The sequence below is a fragment of the Rhodococcus sp. D-46 genome (assembly GCF_011290655.1).
GTDB classification, from domain to species: domain Bacteria; phylum Actinomycetota; class Actinomycetes; order Mycobacteriales; family Mycobacteriaceae; genus Rhodococcus_F; species Rhodococcus_F qingshengii.
Map to the genome: position 1 here is coordinate 540,217 of NZ_JAANTF010000001.1, position 18,790 is coordinate 559,006.

Genomic DNA, 18,790 nt, shown 5'->3' on the forward strand with positions numbered 1-18,790 from the left:
ATGGCTGAAGCAGCGCCTGTGCGGTTGACGGCGTGGGTTCACGGATACGTTCAAGGCGTCGGGTTCCGGTGGTGGACCAGGGCCCGCGCTCTCGAACTCGGATTGATCGGATATGCGTCCAATCAGCGTGACGGTCGAGTGCTCGTCGTGGCGGAAGGCCAACGCACGCAGCTCGAGCGATTGGTGGAGCTGCTGCGCTCCGGCACTACCCCGGGCACGGTGGATCTCGTGGTCGACAGCTGGGACACCGCCAGGGGCGACCTGACAGGGTTCGTCGAACGCTGACCGGTTTGGCGGTAAAGTTTCCCCCCATGCACCTCAAGAGTCTGACACTCAAGGGATTCAAATCCTTTGCGTCGGCAACGACTCTTCGGTTCGAGCCGGGAATTACCTGTGTGGTCGGCCCGAACGGCTCGGGTAAATCCAACGTCGTCGATGCGTTGACCTGGGTGATGGGCGAGCAGGGCGCCAAGGCCCTGCGCGGCGGCAAGATGGAAGATGTCATCTTTGCCGGCACCTCCGGCCGCGCGCCGCTGGGCCGCGCCGAGGTGACCTTGACCATCGACAACGCCGACGGGGCGCTCCCGATCGAGTACTCCGAGGTGTCGATCACGCGCCGCATGTTCCGCGACGGCGCGGGGGAGTACGAGATCAACGGCTCGTCCTGCCGTCTGATGGACGTCCAGGAACTGCTCAGCGACTCCGGCATCGGCCGCGAAATGCATGTCATCGTCGGGCAGGGACGGCTCGCCGCGATCCTCGAATCCCGTCCCGAAGATCGACGCGCCTTCATCGAAGAAGCCGCGGGAGTCCTCAAACATCGCCGCCGCAAGGAAAAAGCGGTGCGCAAACTCGATTCCATGCAGGCCAATCTCGCTCGCCTCAGTGACCTCACCGCGGAACTGCGTCGGCAACTCAAACCGCTGGGACGCCAAGCCGAGGTTGCTCGGCGAGCACAGACGGTCCAGGCTGACCTGCGTGATGCAAAGATGCGTCTGGCCGCTGACGATCTGGTGACCCGTCGAAACCAGTTGAACGACCAGGCACAGGACGAGAAAGCGGCCCGTGAACAGCACAACCAGGTGGCGGCTGCGCTCGACGAGGCCAACCTCGAACTCGGGCGCCAGGAGCAAGCTCTCGCTCGTCTGACTCCGGGATCGGAAGCCGCTGCGCAGAGTTGGTTCCAGCTTTCCGCGCTTGCCGAACGCGTGAACGCCACTGTGCGCATCGCCCGCGAGCGTGCGCGTCATCTCGACTCCGAACCCGTCGGCAACCGCGGCCAGGACCCGGACGAGATGGAGGCGCGCGCCGAACGTCTTGCTGCCGAGGAGGCCGAACTCCTCGAAGGCGTCGAAATCGCGCGAGCGGCCTCGGAAGCTGCTCGGGACCAGCTCGCAGCCACCGAAGATGCTGCAGCAGAAGCGGAACGGGCGCACATGGCGGAAGTTCGTGCCGTCGCCGACCGCCGTGAAGGTCTTGCTCGACTCTCCGGTCAGGTCGACACTCTGCGTACCCGCGTCGAATCCGTCGACGCGGAAGTGTCTCGGCTGACCGAGGCGATCGACGAGGCTCGTCTGCGTGGCGATGCCGCACAGGCCGAGTTCGACACGGTGCAAGAAAGCATCGGGGACCTCGACGCCGGTGAAGTCGGCCTCGATACCAATCACGAACGCGCCATCGAGGCTCTCGAGATGATCGACGCGCGCGTCGAAGAGCTTCGTGAGGAAGAAAAAACGAGCGGGCAACGCATCGCTTCGCTCCGGGCGCGCATCGAGGCACTGTCGATGGGTTTGCAGCGCAAGGACGGTGGCGGCTGGCTGCTCGAACACCGCGGCGACGACGGCATCACCTCGCTGGTCGGATTGATTCACGTCGAACCCGGCTACGAGGCCGCGATCGCTGCCGCGATGGGGCCGGCGGCGGACGCCGTCGTGGCGCAGTCGCTGGACTCTGCTCGTTCCGCTGTCACAGCACTGGCCGATCAGGACGGTGGACGTGCATCACTGATCGTGAGCGGTGAACCGGCGATCAAGCGCGAGGCCGAGATCGCGCCGGGTAGTCGTCCGGCCGTCGACGTCATCGACTGCCCTGACGAGTTGCGTGCCGGATTGACCGCCATCCTCGATGGCGTCGTCCTGGTCGAGACTCTCGATGACGCGATTCGAGTTGTTGCTGACCACAAGGGAATTCGCGCAGTGACGCGTTCTGGCGATCTGCACGGTTCGGGGTGGATGATCGGTGGCTCGGATCGGCAACCGAGCACGCTCGAGGTGCAGGCGGCGATCGACGCGTCAGCAGCGGAACTGGCGGCAACGGAGAGCCGATCCGAGGAACTCGACGCGGCGCTGTCCGGCGCTCTGGCCGAACAGGCCGCTCGACGCGAGACCGCGGAGCAAACTTTGGCCGCGCTCAACGAGTCGGACGCTGCCATGTCCGCCATCTACGAGCAGTTGGGCAGATTGGGGCAGGCAGCACGAGTCGCCCACGCGGAATCCGAGCGGTTGACCGCCCAGCGAGTGCGTGCCGAGGAGGGCCGCGGTGAGTCGCTGACAAAGCTCGCGGATCTGGAGGAACGTCTGCGCGTCGCCGAAACCGACGGCAGTGCACCGGGACACGGTGCGGAATCGACCGCTGCCGATCGCGAAATGGCCGCAGCAGCGCTCGCCGAAGTGCGCATCGTCGAAATGGATGCTCGCCTTGCCGTGCGCACCGCCGAAGAGCGTGCGGAATCCGTACGCGGAAAGGCTGATTCGCTTCGCCGCGCCGCGGCCGCCGAACGAGAAGCGCGGATCCGCGCCGAACGGGCTCTGCGCGCCAGGGCGCACGCTGCGGAGGTCGCAGCTGCCGTGGCCGAATCGGGACAGCGTGTGGCGGCCGAACTCGAGACCGTCGTCGCCGCGGCTCTTGCTCACCGTGACGAGTTGGCTCGGGCCCGCACCGAGTGCACGGCCAAGCTGGATCAGGTCCGCGAGATAGTCCGAGCACTGACTGGACAACTCGCTTCGCTCACCGACGCCGTCCACCGCGACGAGGTAGCGAAGGCACAGGCAGCGCTGCGCATCGAACAACTCGAGGAGTCGATCCTCGATCAGTACGGTATCGGCCTCGACGATCTGATCGCCGAGTACGGGCCCGAGGTCGAACTGCCGCCGACCGCTCGCGAAATCGAGGAGTACGAGCAGGCCAAGGAGCGTGGGGAGCAGGTCACCGCCCCCGCTCCGCTTCCGTACGACCGCGCGACTCAGGAACGGCGCGCCAAGCGGGCCGAGAAGGACCTCGCCACCCTCGGCAAGGTCAATCCGCTGGCGCTCGAGGAATTCGCAGCTCTCGAGGAGCGGTACACCTTCCTCTCCACTCAGCTCGAGGACGTCAAGACCGCACGCAAGGACCTTCTTGCTGTGGTCGCAGACGTCGACGCACGAATTCTGCAGGTGTTCACCGAGGCCTATGCCGACGTCGAGCGTGAGTTCGTGGGAGTGTTCGAGAAATTGTTTCCCGGGGGAGAAGGGCGGCTGGTCCTCACCGATCCCTCGGACATGCTCACCACCGGCATCGAAGTCGAGGCGCGTCCGCCCGGTAAGAAGGTCAAACGGTTGTCGTTGCTGTCGGGCGGCGAGAAGTCGTTGACCGCGGTGGCCATGCTGGTCGCGATCTTCCGGGCACGCCCGTCCCCGTTCTACGTGATGGACGAAGTCGAGGCGGCGTTGGACGACACCAACCTGCGGCGGCTGATCGGACTCTTCGAACAATTGCGGGAGAAGTCGCAGTTGATCGTGATCACTCACCAGAAACCGACGATGGAAATCGCCGATGCGTTGTACGGCGTCAGCATGCGCGGCGACGGCATCACCACCGTGATTTCGCAGCGACTTCGCGGTCAAGACATGGCCTCGACGTAAGCCCTGCTCACTTTCCGGGTCGGAGCCTGAAACAATGGGCCGGTGACTACCCAGGCTTGGATCATCATCGCGGCTGTAGCGGCCGTACTACTCGTCGTTCTCGTTGCCGGATTCCTGCGCTACCGCAAGGGGCAGGTATCGCTGAAGGCACCCGAGACGAAGCCGGAGCTCGGCGCCCCCGAGAAGGACAAGTCAGGCGGCTACAGGGCCGGCGGCGGGTTCAACTTCAGTCAAGGCTCGACGGCAACGGCGCCACCTCCGGTGGTTCCGACACCTCCGGTCGCCGAGAAGCCGCCCGTCGTCGAAGAACCTGTCGTCGAAAAACCGATCGTCGAAGAACCGGTTGCAGAGAAGCCGGCCGTCGTCGAGGAGCCGGTTGTCGAAGAACCCGCTGTCGTCGAGGAACCGGTTGTCGAAGAGCAGGTAGTAGAAGAGGCGCCGGTAGCAGAACCGGTCGTCGAAGAACCTGTTGCCGTTCCCGAGCCCGTTGTCGTACCCGAGCCCGTCGTCGTTCCCGCGCCAGTCGAGCCTGCACCGCGCGTGCTGGACGAGATCGACCCGACCGAGGGTCGGCTGGACCGATTGCGCGGGCGCCTTTCCCGCTCGCAGTCAGCAGTCGGCAAGAGCTTGCTGGGTCTGCTCGGTGGCGGCGATCTGGACGAGGATTCGTGGGAAGAAGTCGAGGACACCCTCCTCATCGCAGACCTCGGCTCCGCGACCACGGAAAAAGTCGTCACGAAGCTTCGTGAGCAGATGGCGGCCCGCAGCGTCCGGACCGAGGCTGCCGCCCGCGCCCTTCTGCGCGAGGTGTTGATCGCCGAACTGCGTCCCGAACTGGACCGCTCCATCCGCGCATTGCCGCACGATGATCACCCGGCTGTTCTGCTCGTCGTCGGCGTCAACGGGACCGGCAAGACAACGACCACCGGCAAGCTGGCTCGCGTGCTCGTCGCCGACGGTCGTCGCGTAGTGCTCGGTGCCGCGGACACGTTCCGCGCCGCCGCCGCCGATCAGCTCCAGACGTGGGCCGAGCGTGTCGGCGCTGAAGTTGTTCGTGGCAAGGAGGGTGGCGATCCCGCTGCGATTGCCTTCGACGCCGTCTCACGGGGCATCGCGGACGGCGTCGACGTGGTCCTGATCGACACCGCCGGCCGTCTGCACACCAAGACCGGTCTGATGGACGAGCTCGGCAAGGTCAAGCGGGTTATCGAGAAGAAGGCCTCGGTCGACGACGTTCTGCTGGTTCTCGATGCGACGGTCGGCCAGAACGGACTGGCGCAGGCTCGAGTGTTCGCGGAGGTCGTGGACATCACCGGCGTCGTACTGACCAAGCTGGACGGAACCGCCAAGGGCGGAATCGTCTTCCAGGTTCAGCATGAACTGGGTGTGCCGGTGAAGTTGGTCGGTCTCGGTGAAGGTGCCGACGACCTGGCGCCCTTCGAGCCGGGTGCGTTCGTCGACGCCCTCCTGGGCTGACGCCCCCGTGCGCCTTTTTGGTAGCGCGAACTACCAAAAAGGCGCACAGGGTCGGTAGAACTCCCTGGCGAAACCTGTTTGCAACAAAGTTGGGCAATTGGTTCACGTCTGCGAAACGCGACAGCGCCATGGACGAAACACCAGCCCAGCACTCTTCTCCTTAACGACGTGCTGCCCGGCACGTGCGACTAGGAGGTAGTAAGTGAGTACCGACGATTTGTTGGCGAACTCCGGTAACGCCGCATGGATGCTGATGGCTGCATCTCTGGTCTTGCTGATGACACCCGGCCTCGCTTTCTTCTACGGCGGGATGTCTCGGTCCAAGTCCGTCCTGAACATGATGATGATGTCCTTCGGGGCCATGGCCGTCATCGGCGTCATCTACGTTCTGTGGGGATGGTCGATGTCCTACGGCACCGAGAACATCGGGGGCATTTTTGCCAACCCGTTCGAGTTCTTCGGCCTCAAGAACAGCATCACCGATGCTGACGGCAACTTCATCGCCGGCGCCTGGGGCTACCCCAACGTCATCGACATCGCGTTCCAGGTGACGTTCGCGATCATCACCACCGCCCTCATCAGTGGTGCCCTGGCCGAGCGGGTCAAGTTCGGCACCTGGCTCCTGTTCTCGGGTATCTGGGTCACCGTCGTCTACTTCCCGCTCGCACACATGGTGTGGGGCGGCGGACTCCTCTCGGGCTCCGAGGACGGCATCGCGGCAAAGCTCTTCGGCACCACGGTCAACGACGACGGAGTCACCGTCGCCAACGTCGCTCCGATCGACTTCGCCGGTGGCACAGTCGTTCACATCAACGCGGGTATGGCCGGTCTGGTCCTCGCACTCATCGTCGGCAAGCGTCTCGGCTTCGGCAAGACCGCCTTCCGTCCGCACAACCTGCCCTTCGTGATGCTCGGCGCCGCACTCCTCTGGTTCGGTTGGTTCGGCTTCAACGCCGGCTCGGCATTCGCCGCCGACGGTAACGCCGGTCTCGCCTGGGTCAACACGACCACCGCGACGTGTGCCGCAGTCCTGGCCTGGCTCGCTACCGAGCGTATTCGTGACGGCCACGCCACCAGCCTCGGCGCAGCTTCCGGTGCGGTCGCCGGTCTGGTCGCCATCACCCCTGCTGCCGGTGCGCTCAACCCGGTCGGTTCCATCTTCCTCGGCGCAGTAGCCGGCATCCTGTCCGCTCTCGCAGTCGGCCTGAAGTTCCGCTTCGGCTTCGACGACTCGCTCGACGTCGTCGGTGTTCACCTTGTCTCCGGCCTGTGGGGCACGATCGGTATCGGATTCTTCGGCACCGCAACCGGCCTCTTCTACGGCGGCGACTACAAGCAACTGGTGGTTCAGATCGTGATCGCACTCGCAGCACTCGTCTTCACCGGCGTTCTGACGACGATCATCGGCTTCGCACTCAAGCCCCTGGGCTGGCGAATCTCGGCCGAGGACGAGGCACGCGGCATCGATGAGACCGAACACGCAGAGACCGCATACGACCTCGCGTGATCAGCACGTGATTAAAGTGAATTCAGGCACTTCAGAGTTTGGAAAGGGATGAGCACATGAAGCTGATCACAGCAATCGTCAAGCCGTTCACGCTCGAGGACGTCAAGACCGGACTCGAGCAGGCCGGAGTGCTGGGTATGACAGTCAGCGAAGTTCAGGGCTACGGCCGACAGAAGGGCCACACCGAGGTGTACCGAGGCGCGGAGTACTCCGTGGACTTCGTACCCAAGGTCCGGGTCGAGGTCGTCGTCGACGACGCGGCCGTTGACAAGGTGGTCGAGGTGATCGTCGAGGCCGCTCGAACCGGCAAGATCGGTGACGGCAAGGTGTGGGTCTCGCCAGTCGAGTCGGTCATCCGGGTTCGCACCGGGGAACGCGGTGGCGATGCACTCTGACCCGAAAGGGTCCGAGAACTTCGGCCCTGGTTCCGTCGCGAAAGCGACGGGGCCAGGGCCGGTCTCGTCAGGGGGATCCGACGAAGCTGCGGACCTGGCCCGCGCACGCAAGGCCCTACTCACCGGAGGCGTCAAGAACAGGAGGCTCGACGCCCCCGCGCTGCGACATGCACTGGTCGATTTGCACGAATTCTGGTTGACCACCAAGGGGACCGAACTGGGCATCAAACCGGATTGTGGGTTTGCCATCGTCGCCGTGGGTGGTCTCGGCCGACGCGAACTGCTGCCGTATTCCGATCTCGATCTGATTCTGCTGCACGACGACATGGACCCGGCGGTCGTGGCCCAGGTCGCGGACAGCCTGTGGTACCCGCTGTGGGACGCGCACATCAAACTCGACCACAGCGTGCGGACGCTTCCGCAGGCGCTTCAGGTTGCGGCCACCGACATGACGGCAGCACTCGGAATGCTCGAAGCACGCCACATTGCCGGCGACGTGGAGCTGAGCAACCTGTTGATCAGTGGTGTCCGACGACAGTGGCGCATGGACATCCGCAGCCGATTCGACGAATTGATCACCCAGACCCGTACGAGGTGGGAGCGCAGCGGCGAGATCGCCCATCGCGCCGAACCGGATCTCAAGAGCGGTCGTGGCGGGCTGCGAGACGTCCAACTGCTCAACGCCCTGTCCATCGCGCAATTGACCGACGGGATGCCGGGGCTGGGACCCAACTCGCCCGGCGGCGGTCTGGCACTTGCGCACAGGCGGTTGCTCGACGTGCGCACCGAACTTCACCGCGTTGCCGGTCGCGCCCGCGACCAACTGCGAGCACAGGACGCCGACGAGATCGGTGCGGCGCTACGGATCGGTGATCGCTTCGATCTGGCGCGACTTCTCAGCGAATCGGCGCGCACCATCAGCTATTCGGTCGACGTCGGTATCCGTACCGCCGGAAACTCCTTGCCCCGGCGTGGTTTGTCGCGGCTGCGTCGCGCGCCGGTGCGACGGCCACTGGACGAGGGCGTCGTCGAGCATGCCGGCGAAGTAGTTCTGGCGCGCGATGCGAGACCGAAGAAGGATCCCGGTCTGGTGATGCGGGTCGCGGCAGCGGCGGCCACCAACGGCATGCCGATCTCCGCGTCGACGCTCAATCGCCTGGCCGACAATGCCCCCGAATTGCGTGAGCCGTGGCCGAAAAATGCAGTCAACGATCTCTTGGTCGTGCTGGGTTCGGGATCGCGTGCGGTTCCGGTGATCGAGGCGATGGACCGGACCGGGCTCTGGGGTCGACTCCTGCCGGAGTGGGGGACCATTCGCGATCTTCCGCCGCGCGACGCCGTCCACACGTGGACGGTGGATCGGCACCTGGTCGAAACCGCCGCGTATGCAAGCGGATTCACCACTCGCGTCGCTCGGCCGGATCTGCTCATGCTCGGTGCGTTGATCCACGACATCGGGAAGGGGCGAGGGGGAGACCACAGCGTCGTCGGTGCCGAATTGGCCACCGCGATCGGAAATCGCTTGGGACTCTGGCCTTCCGACGTCGCGACGTTGACGGCGATGGTGCGCTACCACTTGCTGTTGCCGGAAACCGCCACCCGTCGCGACCTCGACGATCCGGCAACGGTGCAGCGAGTGGTCGACGCACTCGAGGGAGACGGGACCCTTCTCGATCTCCTGCATTCGTTGGCGGAAGCGGATTCGCTGGCCACCGGGCCTGGTGTCTGGGGCGACTGGAAGTCGTCGTTGATCGGCGAGCTGGTGCGTCGTTGTCGTTTGCTGATGGCAGGGGAGGAGCTCCCGCAACCCGATCCACTCGCTCCCGAGCAATTGGCCATCGCCGAGGAGGGCGGGGTTCACGTCTCGCTCGTTCCGGCCGAGAATGCGCACACCTACGTCGTGACCGTCATCGCGCCCGACGCTCCCGGGCTGCTGTCTCGGGCTGCCGGAGTTCTGGCGCTGCAGTCCTTGCGGGTGCATTCCGCATCGCTGGGGTCGCATGCAGGTTCGGCGGTCAACTCGTTTGTCGTGACGCCGAGGTTCGGCACACCCCCGCAGGCGGTGCTGCTCCGGCAGGAATTGATCCGGGCTTCGGCCGGTGAACTGAATTTGCTCGAACTTCTCGACGCGAAGGACGAGGAGGCACGGGCAGAGCAGTGGGACGACCCGATCCAGACCAACAAGGATTCCGCGGTTCCAGTGCTCTATGCGCAGGCGCCACCGCGGGTCATCTGGTTCGACGCGCCCGGTGACGGTCAGGCGATCCTCGAATTGCGTACCGAGGACCGCGTCGGCCTGCTCTGCCGACTGGCCGCAGCACTCGAACACAGTGGAGCCGACATCCGGTGGGCGAAGGTCGCCACCTTGGGTTCCTCGGTGGTCGACGCGTTCTGCCTCGACTTCGGTGAGGCCGATACCCGCGCGGCGCGAGAGCGCGTCGAGGAGGCGGTGCTGGCGGTGGTTCCGGTGCCACAACCCAAGAAGAAAGAGGATTGACGGACCGGTTTCGGCAGTTACGCCCGCATCGGCTGGGATCGGTGCGGGCGTAGCGGCTAGGCTGGTGCCCGAGAATATCCACGGCTAACTCGCACGACCTTCAGGAGCGCACTCGGTGTTCGAATCCCTTTCCGACAGATTGACCGGATCTCTCAAGGATCTGCGTGGCAAGGGTCGTCTGTCCGGCGCCGACATCGACGCTACGGCCCGCGAGATCCGCCTTGCCCTGCTCGAGGCCGACGTCGCGCTTCCCGTAGTGCGCAGCTTCATCGCCAAGATCAAGGAACGCGCCAAGGGCGCCGAGGTCTCGGGTGCACTGAACCCGGCTCAGCAGGTCGTCAAGATCGTCAACGAAGAACTGGTCGAGGTTCTCGGCGGCGAAACTCGTCGACTGCAGTTCGCCAAGACGCCGCCGACGGTCATCATGTTGGCCGGTCTGCAGGGTTCCGGTAAGACCACGCTGGCCGGAAAGTTGGCCAAGTGGCTCAAGGATCAGGGGCACACGCCCCTCCTCGTCGCCTGTGACCTTCAGCGTCCCGGCGCCGTCACTCAGCTTCAGATCGTCGGTGAGCGTGCAGGCGCCGCAGTCTTCGCGCCGCACCCCGGCACCTCCATCGGCGGCGGCGAGAACGCACTGGGCGTTTCCGCAGCCGACCCCGTCGAGGTCGCCCGCGCCGGCGTCGAAGAAGCACGCAACAAGCATTACGACGTCGTGATCGTCGACACCGCCGGTCGCCTCGGTATCGACTCGGAGCTGATGGCGCAGGCCGCCGGTATCCGTGACGCCGTCAACCCGGACGAGACCATCTTCGTCCTCGACGCCATGATCGGTCAGGACGCGGTCAGCACGGCCGACGCTTTCCGTGAGGGAGTCGGCATCACCGGTGTCGTCCTCACCAAGCTCGACGGCGACGCCCGCGGTGGTGCCGCGCTGAGCGTCCGCGAGGTCACCGGCCAGCCGATCCTCTTCGCGTCCACCGGCGAGAAGCTCGAAGACTTCGACGTCTTCCATCCCGATCGCATGGCCAGCCGGATCCTCGGTATGGGCGATGTCCTGAGCCTCATCGAGCAGGCCGAGCAGGTTTTCGACGCCGATCAGGCCGAAGCGACCGCAGCGAAGATCGGTTCCGGTCAGCTCACCCTCGAAGACTTCCTCGATCAGATGATGGCCGTCCGCAAGATGGGCCCGATCGGCAACCTCCTCGGTATGTTGCCGGGTGCCGGCGGCATGAAGGACGCGCTGGCCAACGTCGACGAGAAGCAACTCGATCGCATTCAGGCCATCATCCGCGGTATGACGCCGGCCGAGCGCGACGATCCGAAGATCATCAACGCCTCACGCCGACTGCGCATCGCGAACGGTTCGGGCGTCAAGGTTTCCGACGTCAACCAGTTGGTGGACCGTTTCTTCGAAGCCCGCAAGATGATGGCTGCCATGGCCGGCCGTATGGGTATGCCCGGCGCGCGTAAGCAGGTTCGCAGCAAGAAGGGCAAGAAGGGCAAGAAGGGCGGCAAGGGCCCGACGCAGCCCAAGATGCGCGGAGGATTCCCCGGCATGGGCGGATTCCCGGGTATGCCCGGCGGAATGCCGGCCGGCATGCCCGACCTGTCGAACATGCCCAAGGGTCTCGATCAGTTGCCGCCCGGACTGGAAGGCATCGATCTCTCCCAGCTCAAGCTGCCCAAGAAGTAGTCGGTGGCTGCGCTTCATCTGCGGGGTATCGGTCTGCCCGATGCCGAGCCGATCGAATTGTGGATCGTCGACGGGCTAATTTCCTTCGAGCCGGTGTCCGGTGCGGAGACGATCGTCGAATCGGGTTGGATCACACCGGGTCTCGTGGATGCGCACTGTCACGTCGGTATCCGCTACGGCGGTGGCGGGGGCGAAACCGTCGACGGCTTGCTGGGGCAGGCGAAGACCGAACGTGACGCGGGCGTGCTGTTGCTCCGCGACGCCGGATCGCCGGTCGACACCAGGTTCATCGACGAGCGCCTCGATCTGCCGCGGATCATTCGCGCAGGCCAGCACATCGCAGCACCGAAGCGGTACATCCCGGGCCTGCCGGTCGACCTGGACGACGAATCTCAGTTGCCGGCCGAGGTGGTGCGTCAGGCACGCGCCGGTGACGGTTGGGTCAAGCTCGTCGGGGACTGGATCGATCGTTCCATCGGTGACCTCGCCCCGTTGTGGAGCGACGAGATTCTGGTCGAGGCCATCGCTGCCGCCCATGCCGAAGGCGCAAGGGTCACCGCTCACGTCTTTGCCGAGGATGCTCTGCCCGGCCTGATCAACGCCGGCATCGACTGCATCGAGCACGGCACCGGATTGACGGACGCGACCATCGAGTTGATGGTCGCTCACGGCACGGCCTTGGTTCCGACGCTGATCAACATCGCAACTTTCCCCGAGATCGCGGACTCTGCCACGCGGTATCCGATCTACGCGGCGCACATGCGGGATCTGCACGCTCGTCGACATCGGACGATCGGTGCCGCTCACGAGGCCGGGATTCCGATCTATGCCGGAACGGATGCCGGCGGATCGATCAGGCACGGGCGGATCGCCGACGAGATCGCCGAACTCGAAGTTGCCGGTTTGACGGCGCATCAGGCGCTGGGCGCAGCCTGCTGGGACGCGCGGAGTTGGCTGGGTGCGCAGGGGATCGAAGAAGGAGCGCCCGCCGACCTGGTGGTTTATTCCGAAGATCCGCGCGGAAACCCCGATGTGCTCGCGAAGCCGATGCGTGTGATCCTCCGCGGAACCCCCGTGAGTGGTTAGGGAGTCCCCGCACTCTCGAAGCGCGCACAGGGTGGTTTCCGAACGAGCCCACACATCTGGCACAATGGACCATTGTTCGTCGCAACCGGTTACGTACCGCTGCGACGGTCACAGGATAGAGGCAAAACCGGGCTCACAAATCGTGTGGGTCGCTGAATTGCACGTGACATGCGCAGCACTGTTGTGCGCGCTGAAGGAGAACTGCAGCTGTGGCTGTCAAAATCAAGCTCACCCGCCTCGGCAAGATCCGCAACGCTCAGTACCGCGTTGTCATCGCCGACTCGCGCACCCGTCGTGACGGCCGTGCGATCGAGACCATCGGCAAGTACCACCCCAAGGAAGAGCCCTCGCTGATCGACATCGATTCCGAGCGCGCTCAGTACTGGCTGTCCGTGGGCGCACAGCCCACCGAGCCCGTCGAGGCACTCCTCAAGATCACCGGTGACTGGCAGAAGTTCAAGGGCCTGCCGGGCACCGAAGGCACCCTGCGCGTCAAGGAAGCCAAGCCCACCAAGCTCGAGCTCTTCCAGGCTGCGCTCGCGCAGGCCGAGAACGAGCCGGTTGCAGAAGCAATCACCCCCAAGAAGAAGAAGGCTGCAAAGGCTGACGAGGCCAAGGCAGAAGACACCGCGGCTGACGCCGAGGCTCCCGCTGCAGACGCCGAGGCTGCTGACAAGTGAGTGCCGTCGTCGCTGATGCGGTAGAGCATCTCGTGCGTGGCATCGTCGCCAATCCCGACGATGTGCGTGTCGAGCTGATCACCGGACGTCGGGGACGGACCGTCGAGGTGCACGTGCACCCCGACGATCTCGGCAAGGTCATCGGTCGGGGTGGTCGCACGGCGACCGCTCTGCGGACCTTGGTCTCCGGCATCGGTGGCCGCGGTATCCGTGTTGATGTCGTCGACACCGATCAGTAGACGGCAGTAAACAGGTGGAACTCGTAGTCGGTCGTGTCGCGAAGTCGCATGGCATCAAAGGTGAATTGGTAGTCGAGGTTCGTACAGACGAGCCCGAGGATCGTTTTGCCGTAGGTTCCGTGCTGCGTGGGCGCAAGCCGCGCGAGTCCACACTGAAGTCGTACACAGTGGAAGCCGCCCGGGATCATTCCGGGCGGCTTCTGCTGCGCCTGGAAGGCGTCAGTGACCGTGGCGACGCAGATGCGTTGCGCGGCACACTGTTTGTCATCGACAGTTCCGAACTCGAGCCTTCGGATGATCCGGACGAGTTCTACGATCACGAACTCGAAGGACTGAAGGTCGTCCTCACGGACGGCACCGAGATCGGTTCGGTCATCGAGGTATTGCATTCCGCCGCAGGTGAATTGCTATCGATTCGCCGCGCCGGTGAGACGTCCGGTGAATTGCTGATCCCGTTTGTCGCAGCCATCGTCACCTCGGTGTCGATCGCCGACGGCGTCGTGGTGATCGAGCCCCCCGAGGGACTGCTCGACCCGGACTTCGGTGACAAGTCGAACAGCGACAATTCGAACGCCGACAGCGACTGATCGCTTGTCATGCGTCTCGATGTAGTCACCATCTTTCCCGAGTATCTCGAACCGCTTCGTGCTGCCTTGCTGGGCAAGGCAATCGAACGCGGCTTGATCTCGGTCGACGTCCACGATCTGCGGTCGTGGACCCATGACGTACACAAAGCCGTCGACGATTCCCCGTACGGCGGCGGACCCGGCATGGTCATGAAACCCACCGTCTGGGGCCCGGCACTGGACGACGTGATCGGGCGCTCCGATTCTTCCGGCCCCGATGATGCCGAGACCATTCTGGTGGTGCCCACCCCCGCCGGCGTTCCGTTCACCCAGGAGACCGCGCACCGCTGGTCCAACGCCAAGCACCTTGTGTTTGCCTGCGGCCGATACGAAGGTATCGATCAACGGGTTTTCGACGACGCCGCCAAGCGGGTCAGAGTCGAAGAAGTCAGCATCGGCGATTACGTCCTGATCGGCGGCGAAGCAGCCGTGCTGGTGATGGTCGAGGCTGTCGTGCGACTGATGCCCGGCGTTCTCGGCAATCAGCTGTCACACCAAGAGGATTCATTCTCCGACGGCCTTCTCGAAGGGCCTAGCTACACTCGCCCGGCTGTGTGGCGCGACCTCGAAGTTCCGCCGGTGCTTCTCTCCGGTGATCACGCGAAGATCAAAGCGTGGCGCCATGAGCAGTCGCTGCAGCGCACGGCCGAGCGTCGACCGGATCTACTTCCTTAGGTATTTCGCTTCAACCAGGTGATGCTTGCGCCGTCGTCGAGCGATTCGGTTGCAGTCGGTGTGAACAGTGTCGGCTCGAAGTTACCTCTGATCATCGGTATGCCTGCGCCGGCGACTACCGGATACCTCTTGATGATCAACTCGTCGATCTCTGGTAGTAGTTCGCCGGCGAGAGTTCCGCCGCCGCACAGCCAGATATATTGTCCTTCTTCCTCTTTGAGAGATCTGACTACCCCAAGCGGATCGGCGCGAACGATGGTGACGGGGGGATCCTCGGCGTCAGGGATGGTTGTGGAGACGACGAACTGACGCAGGTGCGCGAAGGGGCTTTTCACTCCGGCGGCCAGCCCGGGCTCGTAGGAGCCGCGGCCCATGACGACCGTGTCGAAGGTCTTGTTGGGAGCGTCCTCGATTCCGAGAGCGGGCCGCACATGCGTTGGCACGGTTTCAGGATATCGATCGCATATCCAGGCCGTGATCTGTTCGGAGACCGGGAGGAAATCGAATTCGCCACCAGGCCCCGCGATGTATCCGTCGAGGGAAGCTCCCACGTAGTACACAAGCTTTCGCATATAACGCTCCGTTCGTAGTACTATGTTTGTAGTGGTTTAACTTAGGGTCGTGTCAGGAGTGATGTCAAGTGCGAAAGAACCCGGAACGCCGGCTTGCCCTGATCGACGCGGCAATCGAGGTGTTGGCCCGAGAGGGTGCTCGAGGCTTGACGTTTCGAGCCGTCGACGCCCAGGCAGCAGTGCCGAACGGGACAGCGTCGAACTACTTCTCCAATCGCGACGACCTGCTCACTCAAGCGGGTGGCCGGATCTACGAGCGACTGATTCCGGAGGACCTCGAAGGGATGATCGATCCCGTCAACGGCACCGATCGTGAGCGCCTGGTGACGCTCATGCTCGACGTGGTCGAGCGCGTCACCTCGTTCGGAACGGGTTTCCTCGCGCTCATGGAGTTGCGACTGGAGGCGACGCGTCGACCGGACCTGCGAGCGGTGCTGACCGTCCGCATCCGAGAAGACTTCGATCTGAACGTAGCCAATCATCTGGCGTCGGGCGTGCCGGGTGATGCGATGACCGTTCGCCTGCTCTATTTGTCGCTGAACTGGCTCGCACTGGATCGACTCACATTGCCGAACCTGTTTGGAGAGGAAGATATTCGGACGATCGTCGAGGCGGCAGTGGATCGAGCGCTACCCCGCGAATCGTAGAAGGTCAGTGCCGTTCGGCAGGTTTGCGGCGGAACGAGAAGTATCGATGACCGAAGAAGCTCACACCGGCGACGATCAACATGACAACCGCCTGGGCGGGAAGCGGCGGGGCATGCAGAATCGACACCGCGATTGTTCCGAGTATCAGATTCAGCACCAGGCCACCGGAATTGACGACGATGAACGCTCCCAGGTCGCGTGCCACATGTCCGCGGACACGGAAAACCAGAGTCCGATGCAGAACGAAAGCGATGAGCACGCTGATGGAGTACGCGCCGATCACAGCCACTTGATACAGATCCTTGTTGTCGAGGATCAACGACCACATCACGAAGAGCACGTATCCGATCGCCGTATTAGCCACTCCGACAATGGCAAATGCGATGGGCTGATGCTTGACCACCCGAAGCAGTGGGCCGGGGTTCTCGGGTGATGCGATGTCTTCGGTCATGAAGACTCGGTTTTCACGGTGTTGATCCCGTCCTTGCGTCGGTTCCGCAGATACATCCACTCGAGCACGCCGAGTCCGAGGACTCCGGCGACCATCGAAGCGCCGCCGACCTTCCATCCCGGGGGACGCCACGTCAGGACAAGTTCCGCGTCTTTCGTACCGGCTGGAACGTCTACGGTGACAAAGGACTTCGCGACGACGTCGATCGGGACAGGCTGACCGTCGATGCTCGCCCGATATCCGGGCCAGCCGAGCCGTGCGAACACAACCTTGCCGCCGGTCTCCGAACTGACACGAAGGGTGCTCGACATGTTCGATTCCGCGATCGACGTAGCCTCGACGCCGTGGGCGTCGGCGATGCGTCCGTTGCGTGTCGAGACGGGGCCGTCGACGCGTTCGAGTACCGAGATGTAGTTCTCGTGTCCGGGGTAGTCGACCCATTTCCATCCGTCGGGAGCCGGGTTCTTGCGTGCATCGGGGTAGAGAGCGTTCTGAAGTACGACGCGGTCCACGTTCATCAGGTCGACGATGGTGCTGCCGGTGGTGGGTTCGACGGTGAATGCGCGCCGAAAGGCGTCGGGGCAGACGCTCATGTCCCAGCGCATGCAGAGCAGATCACCGAAGTAGAAGTGCCCGTTGGGGGTGTAGCCGCTGGTGTAGGTCAGTTCGAGGTCTTTGGGGTAGTTGCCGAAAGCCAGGGAACCGTACGCTCCGTCGAGGGTTTTGTCCCCGGGTGCGATGAGTGCACGGTCGCCCAGTTGCAGTGTCGTGCCTTCGAAGTCGGGGAAGGCCTCTTTCATCTCCGAGCGGGATTCGGGCAGGTTCCAGCTCATCGGGGTGGGTTGCGCGGCCCGAACCTGGGCGTAGGCGATGGGGGAGACCGCGACGATCGCTACGAGGCATGCGAAAGCAGTGCCCTTGGTACGGCCGAGCCAGACCATCGCGGCGCCGAGTGCGGCAACGAGCAGGGCCGAGATCACATGCCATTTCGCGAGCCCGGGAGCTGCCGAGGCTGACCGAATCAGAAGCAGGCCCACGAGGATTCCCGCTGCAACGCAGCGCCCGCGCAACTTGTCGGTCGTGGCGTAACGCCCGAGCAGGATGCACACCAGAAGCAGGAGTCCGATGGCCACCATCGGAAGTACGCGCGCGGGCCACCGCAGTGGGCCGATCGTGCTCGGCCCGGCAGTCCACATGAGGACGGCGACCGTGAAGATCCCGACGGCGGTCAATTCGCGTGCCGCGGCGCGTGCCTTGCCCCAGTCGATGAATGCCAGGGCGGGTATGAGGAACCAGGCGATGTAGACCATGGGCATGGTCTGGATGTATCCCCACCACGAGGTGAACGCGGGCATCGTGCTCGGCAGGCTCGCGTTCAGCGATTCCGACCACGGGACGGCGAGGAATGCATCGTTCTTGACTTCGGATGCACCGCGCCAGGTGACGTCCGCGGTGAGCAGGCTCGGCAGATACGTCGCGAGACCGGCCAGAGCGGCACACGCGGACACCGCCAGAAGCCGCAGTGACGGCAGCCAACGCCGCTGATAGACAACTTCGCCGATTGCGACCGCGCCGATCATCAAGCCGGATTCGACTGCGGGGAAAACATATTGGACCGACATCGCGAGATACAAGAACACGAAGGTCGGGATCGGACCGCTCTTACCTCGGGCGTAGCGGATTGCCGACGCCCACGCCTGAACCATCCAGGCAGTGCCGGTGAAGGCAGTCATCCAACTGGCCGAGTCGAAGAACAGCAGGAAACCGGTGAACGGAATCGAGACGCCGGCGACGGCAGCCCACGTGGGCTTCGAGCCGTACTCGAGGCAGATCCGATAGACGCCGAGTGCAAGGATGATCGCGAAGATCAACTTCACGATCGTCGCGTACAACGCCAGGTTGTCGAAGGACGGTGCGATCAGGTCGATCAGGAGTTGCGGTGGATTGAGAAGGCCTGCTTCCTCGATCGCGTAGTTGCCCGCCATCCAGTTCTCGGGGACGAGCACCGGGAGGTGTCCTTCTCGCAGACTGCGGCCGAGCATGACCCACAGCGGCGCGTATTGGGACTCGGTGTCGTCGGTGTAGAAGTGACGAGCATTCGCGAGCACCACGGCCAGATAACCGGCGATGACACCGATCGCCGTGACGGCGCCCCACTTGTACACGTCTGCCCGGGCGAGAGTGCGAGTTTCCACCACGAGTTCCAGACCTTAACAGGGCAGGTGGGGCGTGCGGAGACGCGAGCGCGTCACGCGCCGCCGGCATCCGAAGTCAAGACATCTCTGCGTGTTAAAGTTCGCGACGGTGTGGGCCCGATCGTGCCTGTCTCTCGGCGCCAGTCGAGCCC

The 18,790-nt window shown here is 64.1% G+C and carries 16 protein-coding genes; 13 read left to right on the plus strand and 3 right to left on the minus strand.

Features of this window, described 5'->3' with window-relative positions:
- The 12 genes from G9U53_RS02615 (at nt 1) to trmD (ending at nt 14,773) form a co-directional block, all read left to right on the plus strand.
- A complete protein-coding gene (locus tag G9U53_RS02615; protein ID WP_007729313.1) occupies nt 1-285 on the plus strand; it encodes an acylphosphatase in 285 nt (94 codons plus the stop codon).
- A gap of 26 nt (nt 286-311) precedes the next feature.
- Nucleotides 312-3,899: a chromosome segregation protein SMC gene (smc, locus tag G9U53_RS02620; RefSeq protein ID WP_165638293.1), complete on the plus strand. Its 3,588-nt coding sequence runs from the start codon at nt 312-314 to the stop codon at nt 3,897-3,899.
- A 42-nt stretch (nt 3,900-3,941) separates the two neighbouring features.
- Nucleotides 3,942-5,375 carry a signal recognition particle-docking protein FtsY gene (gene ftsY, locus G9U53_RS02625; protein WP_165638294.1) on the plus strand — a complete coding sequence of 478 codons (1,434 nt, stop codon included), beginning with the start codon at nt 3,942-3,944 and terminating at the stop codon, nt 5,373-5,375.
- Between the two features lie 247 nt (nt 5,376-5,622).
- Nucleotides 5,623-6,882 carry an ammonium transporter gene (locus tag G9U53_RS02630; protein ID WP_042450902.1) on the plus strand — a complete coding sequence of 420 codons (1,260 nt, stop codon included), beginning with the start codon at nt 5,623-5,625 and terminating at the stop codon, nt 6,880-6,882.
- 56 nt (nt 6,883-6,938) lie between these two features.
- Nucleotides 6,939-7,277 (plus strand): P-II family nitrogen regulator, encoded by a 339-nt coding sequence (locus tag G9U53_RS02635; RefSeq protein ID WP_003942772.1) that lies wholly within the window; start codon nt 6,939-6,941, stop codon nt 7,275-7,277.
- The gene (locus G9U53_RS02640) at nt 7,267-9,774 is read left to right on the plus strand and encodes a [protein-PII] uridylyltransferase (protein WP_003942689.1); all 2,508 of its coding nucleotides are present in this window, start codon (nt 7,267-7,269) and stop codon (nt 9,772-9,774) included. Before G9U53_RS02635 ends, G9U53_RS02640 begins: the two co-directional genes overlap by 11 nt.
- A gap of 115 nt (nt 9,775-9,889) precedes the next feature.
- Nucleotides 9,890-11,467 carry a signal recognition particle protein gene (gene ffh, locus G9U53_RS02645; protein WP_003942713.1) on the plus strand — a complete coding sequence of 526 codons (1,578 nt, stop codon included), beginning with the start codon at nt 9,890-9,892 and terminating at the stop codon, nt 11,465-11,467.
- A 3-nt stretch (nt 11,468-11,470) separates the two neighbouring features.
- Complete coding sequence (locus tag G9U53_RS02650) at nt 11,471-12,553, plus strand: amidohydrolase family protein (protein WP_050656640.1); 1,083 nt, start codon at nt 11,471-11,473, stop codon at nt 12,551-12,553.
- Nucleotides 12,554-12,762: 209 nt separating this feature from the next.
- Nucleotides 12,763-13,233: a 30S ribosomal protein S16 gene (gene rpsP, locus G9U53_RS02655; protein WP_003942818.1), complete on the plus strand. Its 471-nt coding sequence runs from the start codon at nt 12,763-12,765 to the stop codon at nt 13,231-13,233.
- On the plus strand, nt 13,230-13,472 hold the full coding sequence (locus tag G9U53_RS02660) for an RNA-binding protein (protein WP_003939023.1): 243 nt from the start codon (nt 13,230-13,232) through the stop codon (nt 13,470-13,472). Before rpsP ends, G9U53_RS02660 begins: the two co-directional genes overlap by 4 nt.
- A gap of 14 nt (nt 13,473-13,486) precedes the next feature.
- On the plus strand, nt 13,487-14,059 hold the full coding sequence (rimM, locus tag G9U53_RS02665) for a ribosome maturation factor RimM (protein ID WP_050656639.1): 573 nt from the start codon (nt 13,487-13,489) through the stop codon (nt 14,057-14,059).
- 9 nt (nt 14,060-14,068) lie between these two features.
- A complete protein-coding gene (gene trmD, locus G9U53_RS02670) occupies nt 14,069-14,773 on the plus strand; it encodes a tRNA (guanosine(37)-N1)-methyltransferase TrmD (RefSeq protein ID WP_003942745.1) in 705 nt (234 codons plus the stop codon).
- On the opposite strand, the gene G9U53_RS02675 is transcribed toward trmD, so the two are convergent.
- Nucleotides 14,770-15,345 carry a dihydrofolate reductase family protein gene (locus G9U53_RS02675; protein ID WP_063316583.1) on the minus strand — a complete coding sequence of 192 codons (576 nt, stop codon included), beginning with the start codon at nt 15,343-15,345 and terminating at the stop codon, nt 14,770-14,772. The genes trmD and G9U53_RS02675 overlap by 4 nt on opposite strands.
- Nucleotides 15,346-15,413: 68 nt before the next feature.
- Here G9U53_RS02675 and G9U53_RS02680 point away from each other — a divergent pair, with 68 nt between their 5' ends.
- On the plus strand, nt 15,414-15,992 hold the full coding sequence (locus G9U53_RS02680) for a TetR/AcrR family transcriptional regulator (RefSeq protein ID WP_003942695.1): 579 nt from the start codon (nt 15,414-15,416) through the stop codon (nt 15,990-15,992).
- A gap of 4 nt (nt 15,993-15,996) precedes the next feature.
- On the opposite strand, the gene G9U53_RS02685 is transcribed toward G9U53_RS02680, so the two are convergent.
- Both G9U53_RS02685 and G9U53_RS02690 read right to left on the minus strand, forming a co-directional pair.
- Nucleotides 15,997-16,443 carry a GtrA family protein gene (locus G9U53_RS02685; protein WP_063316582.1) on the minus strand — a complete coding sequence of 149 codons (447 nt, stop codon included), beginning with the start codon at nt 16,441-16,443 and terminating at the stop codon, nt 15,997-15,999.
- Entirely contained in the window at nt 16,440-18,638 is a 2,199-nt protein-coding gene (locus G9U53_RS02690; RefSeq protein ID WP_063316740.1) for a hypothetical protein, read from the minus strand. The genes G9U53_RS02685 and G9U53_RS02690 overlap by 4 nt, the downstream gene beginning before the upstream one ends.
- Nucleotides 18,639-18,790: the final 152 nt, after the last annotated feature.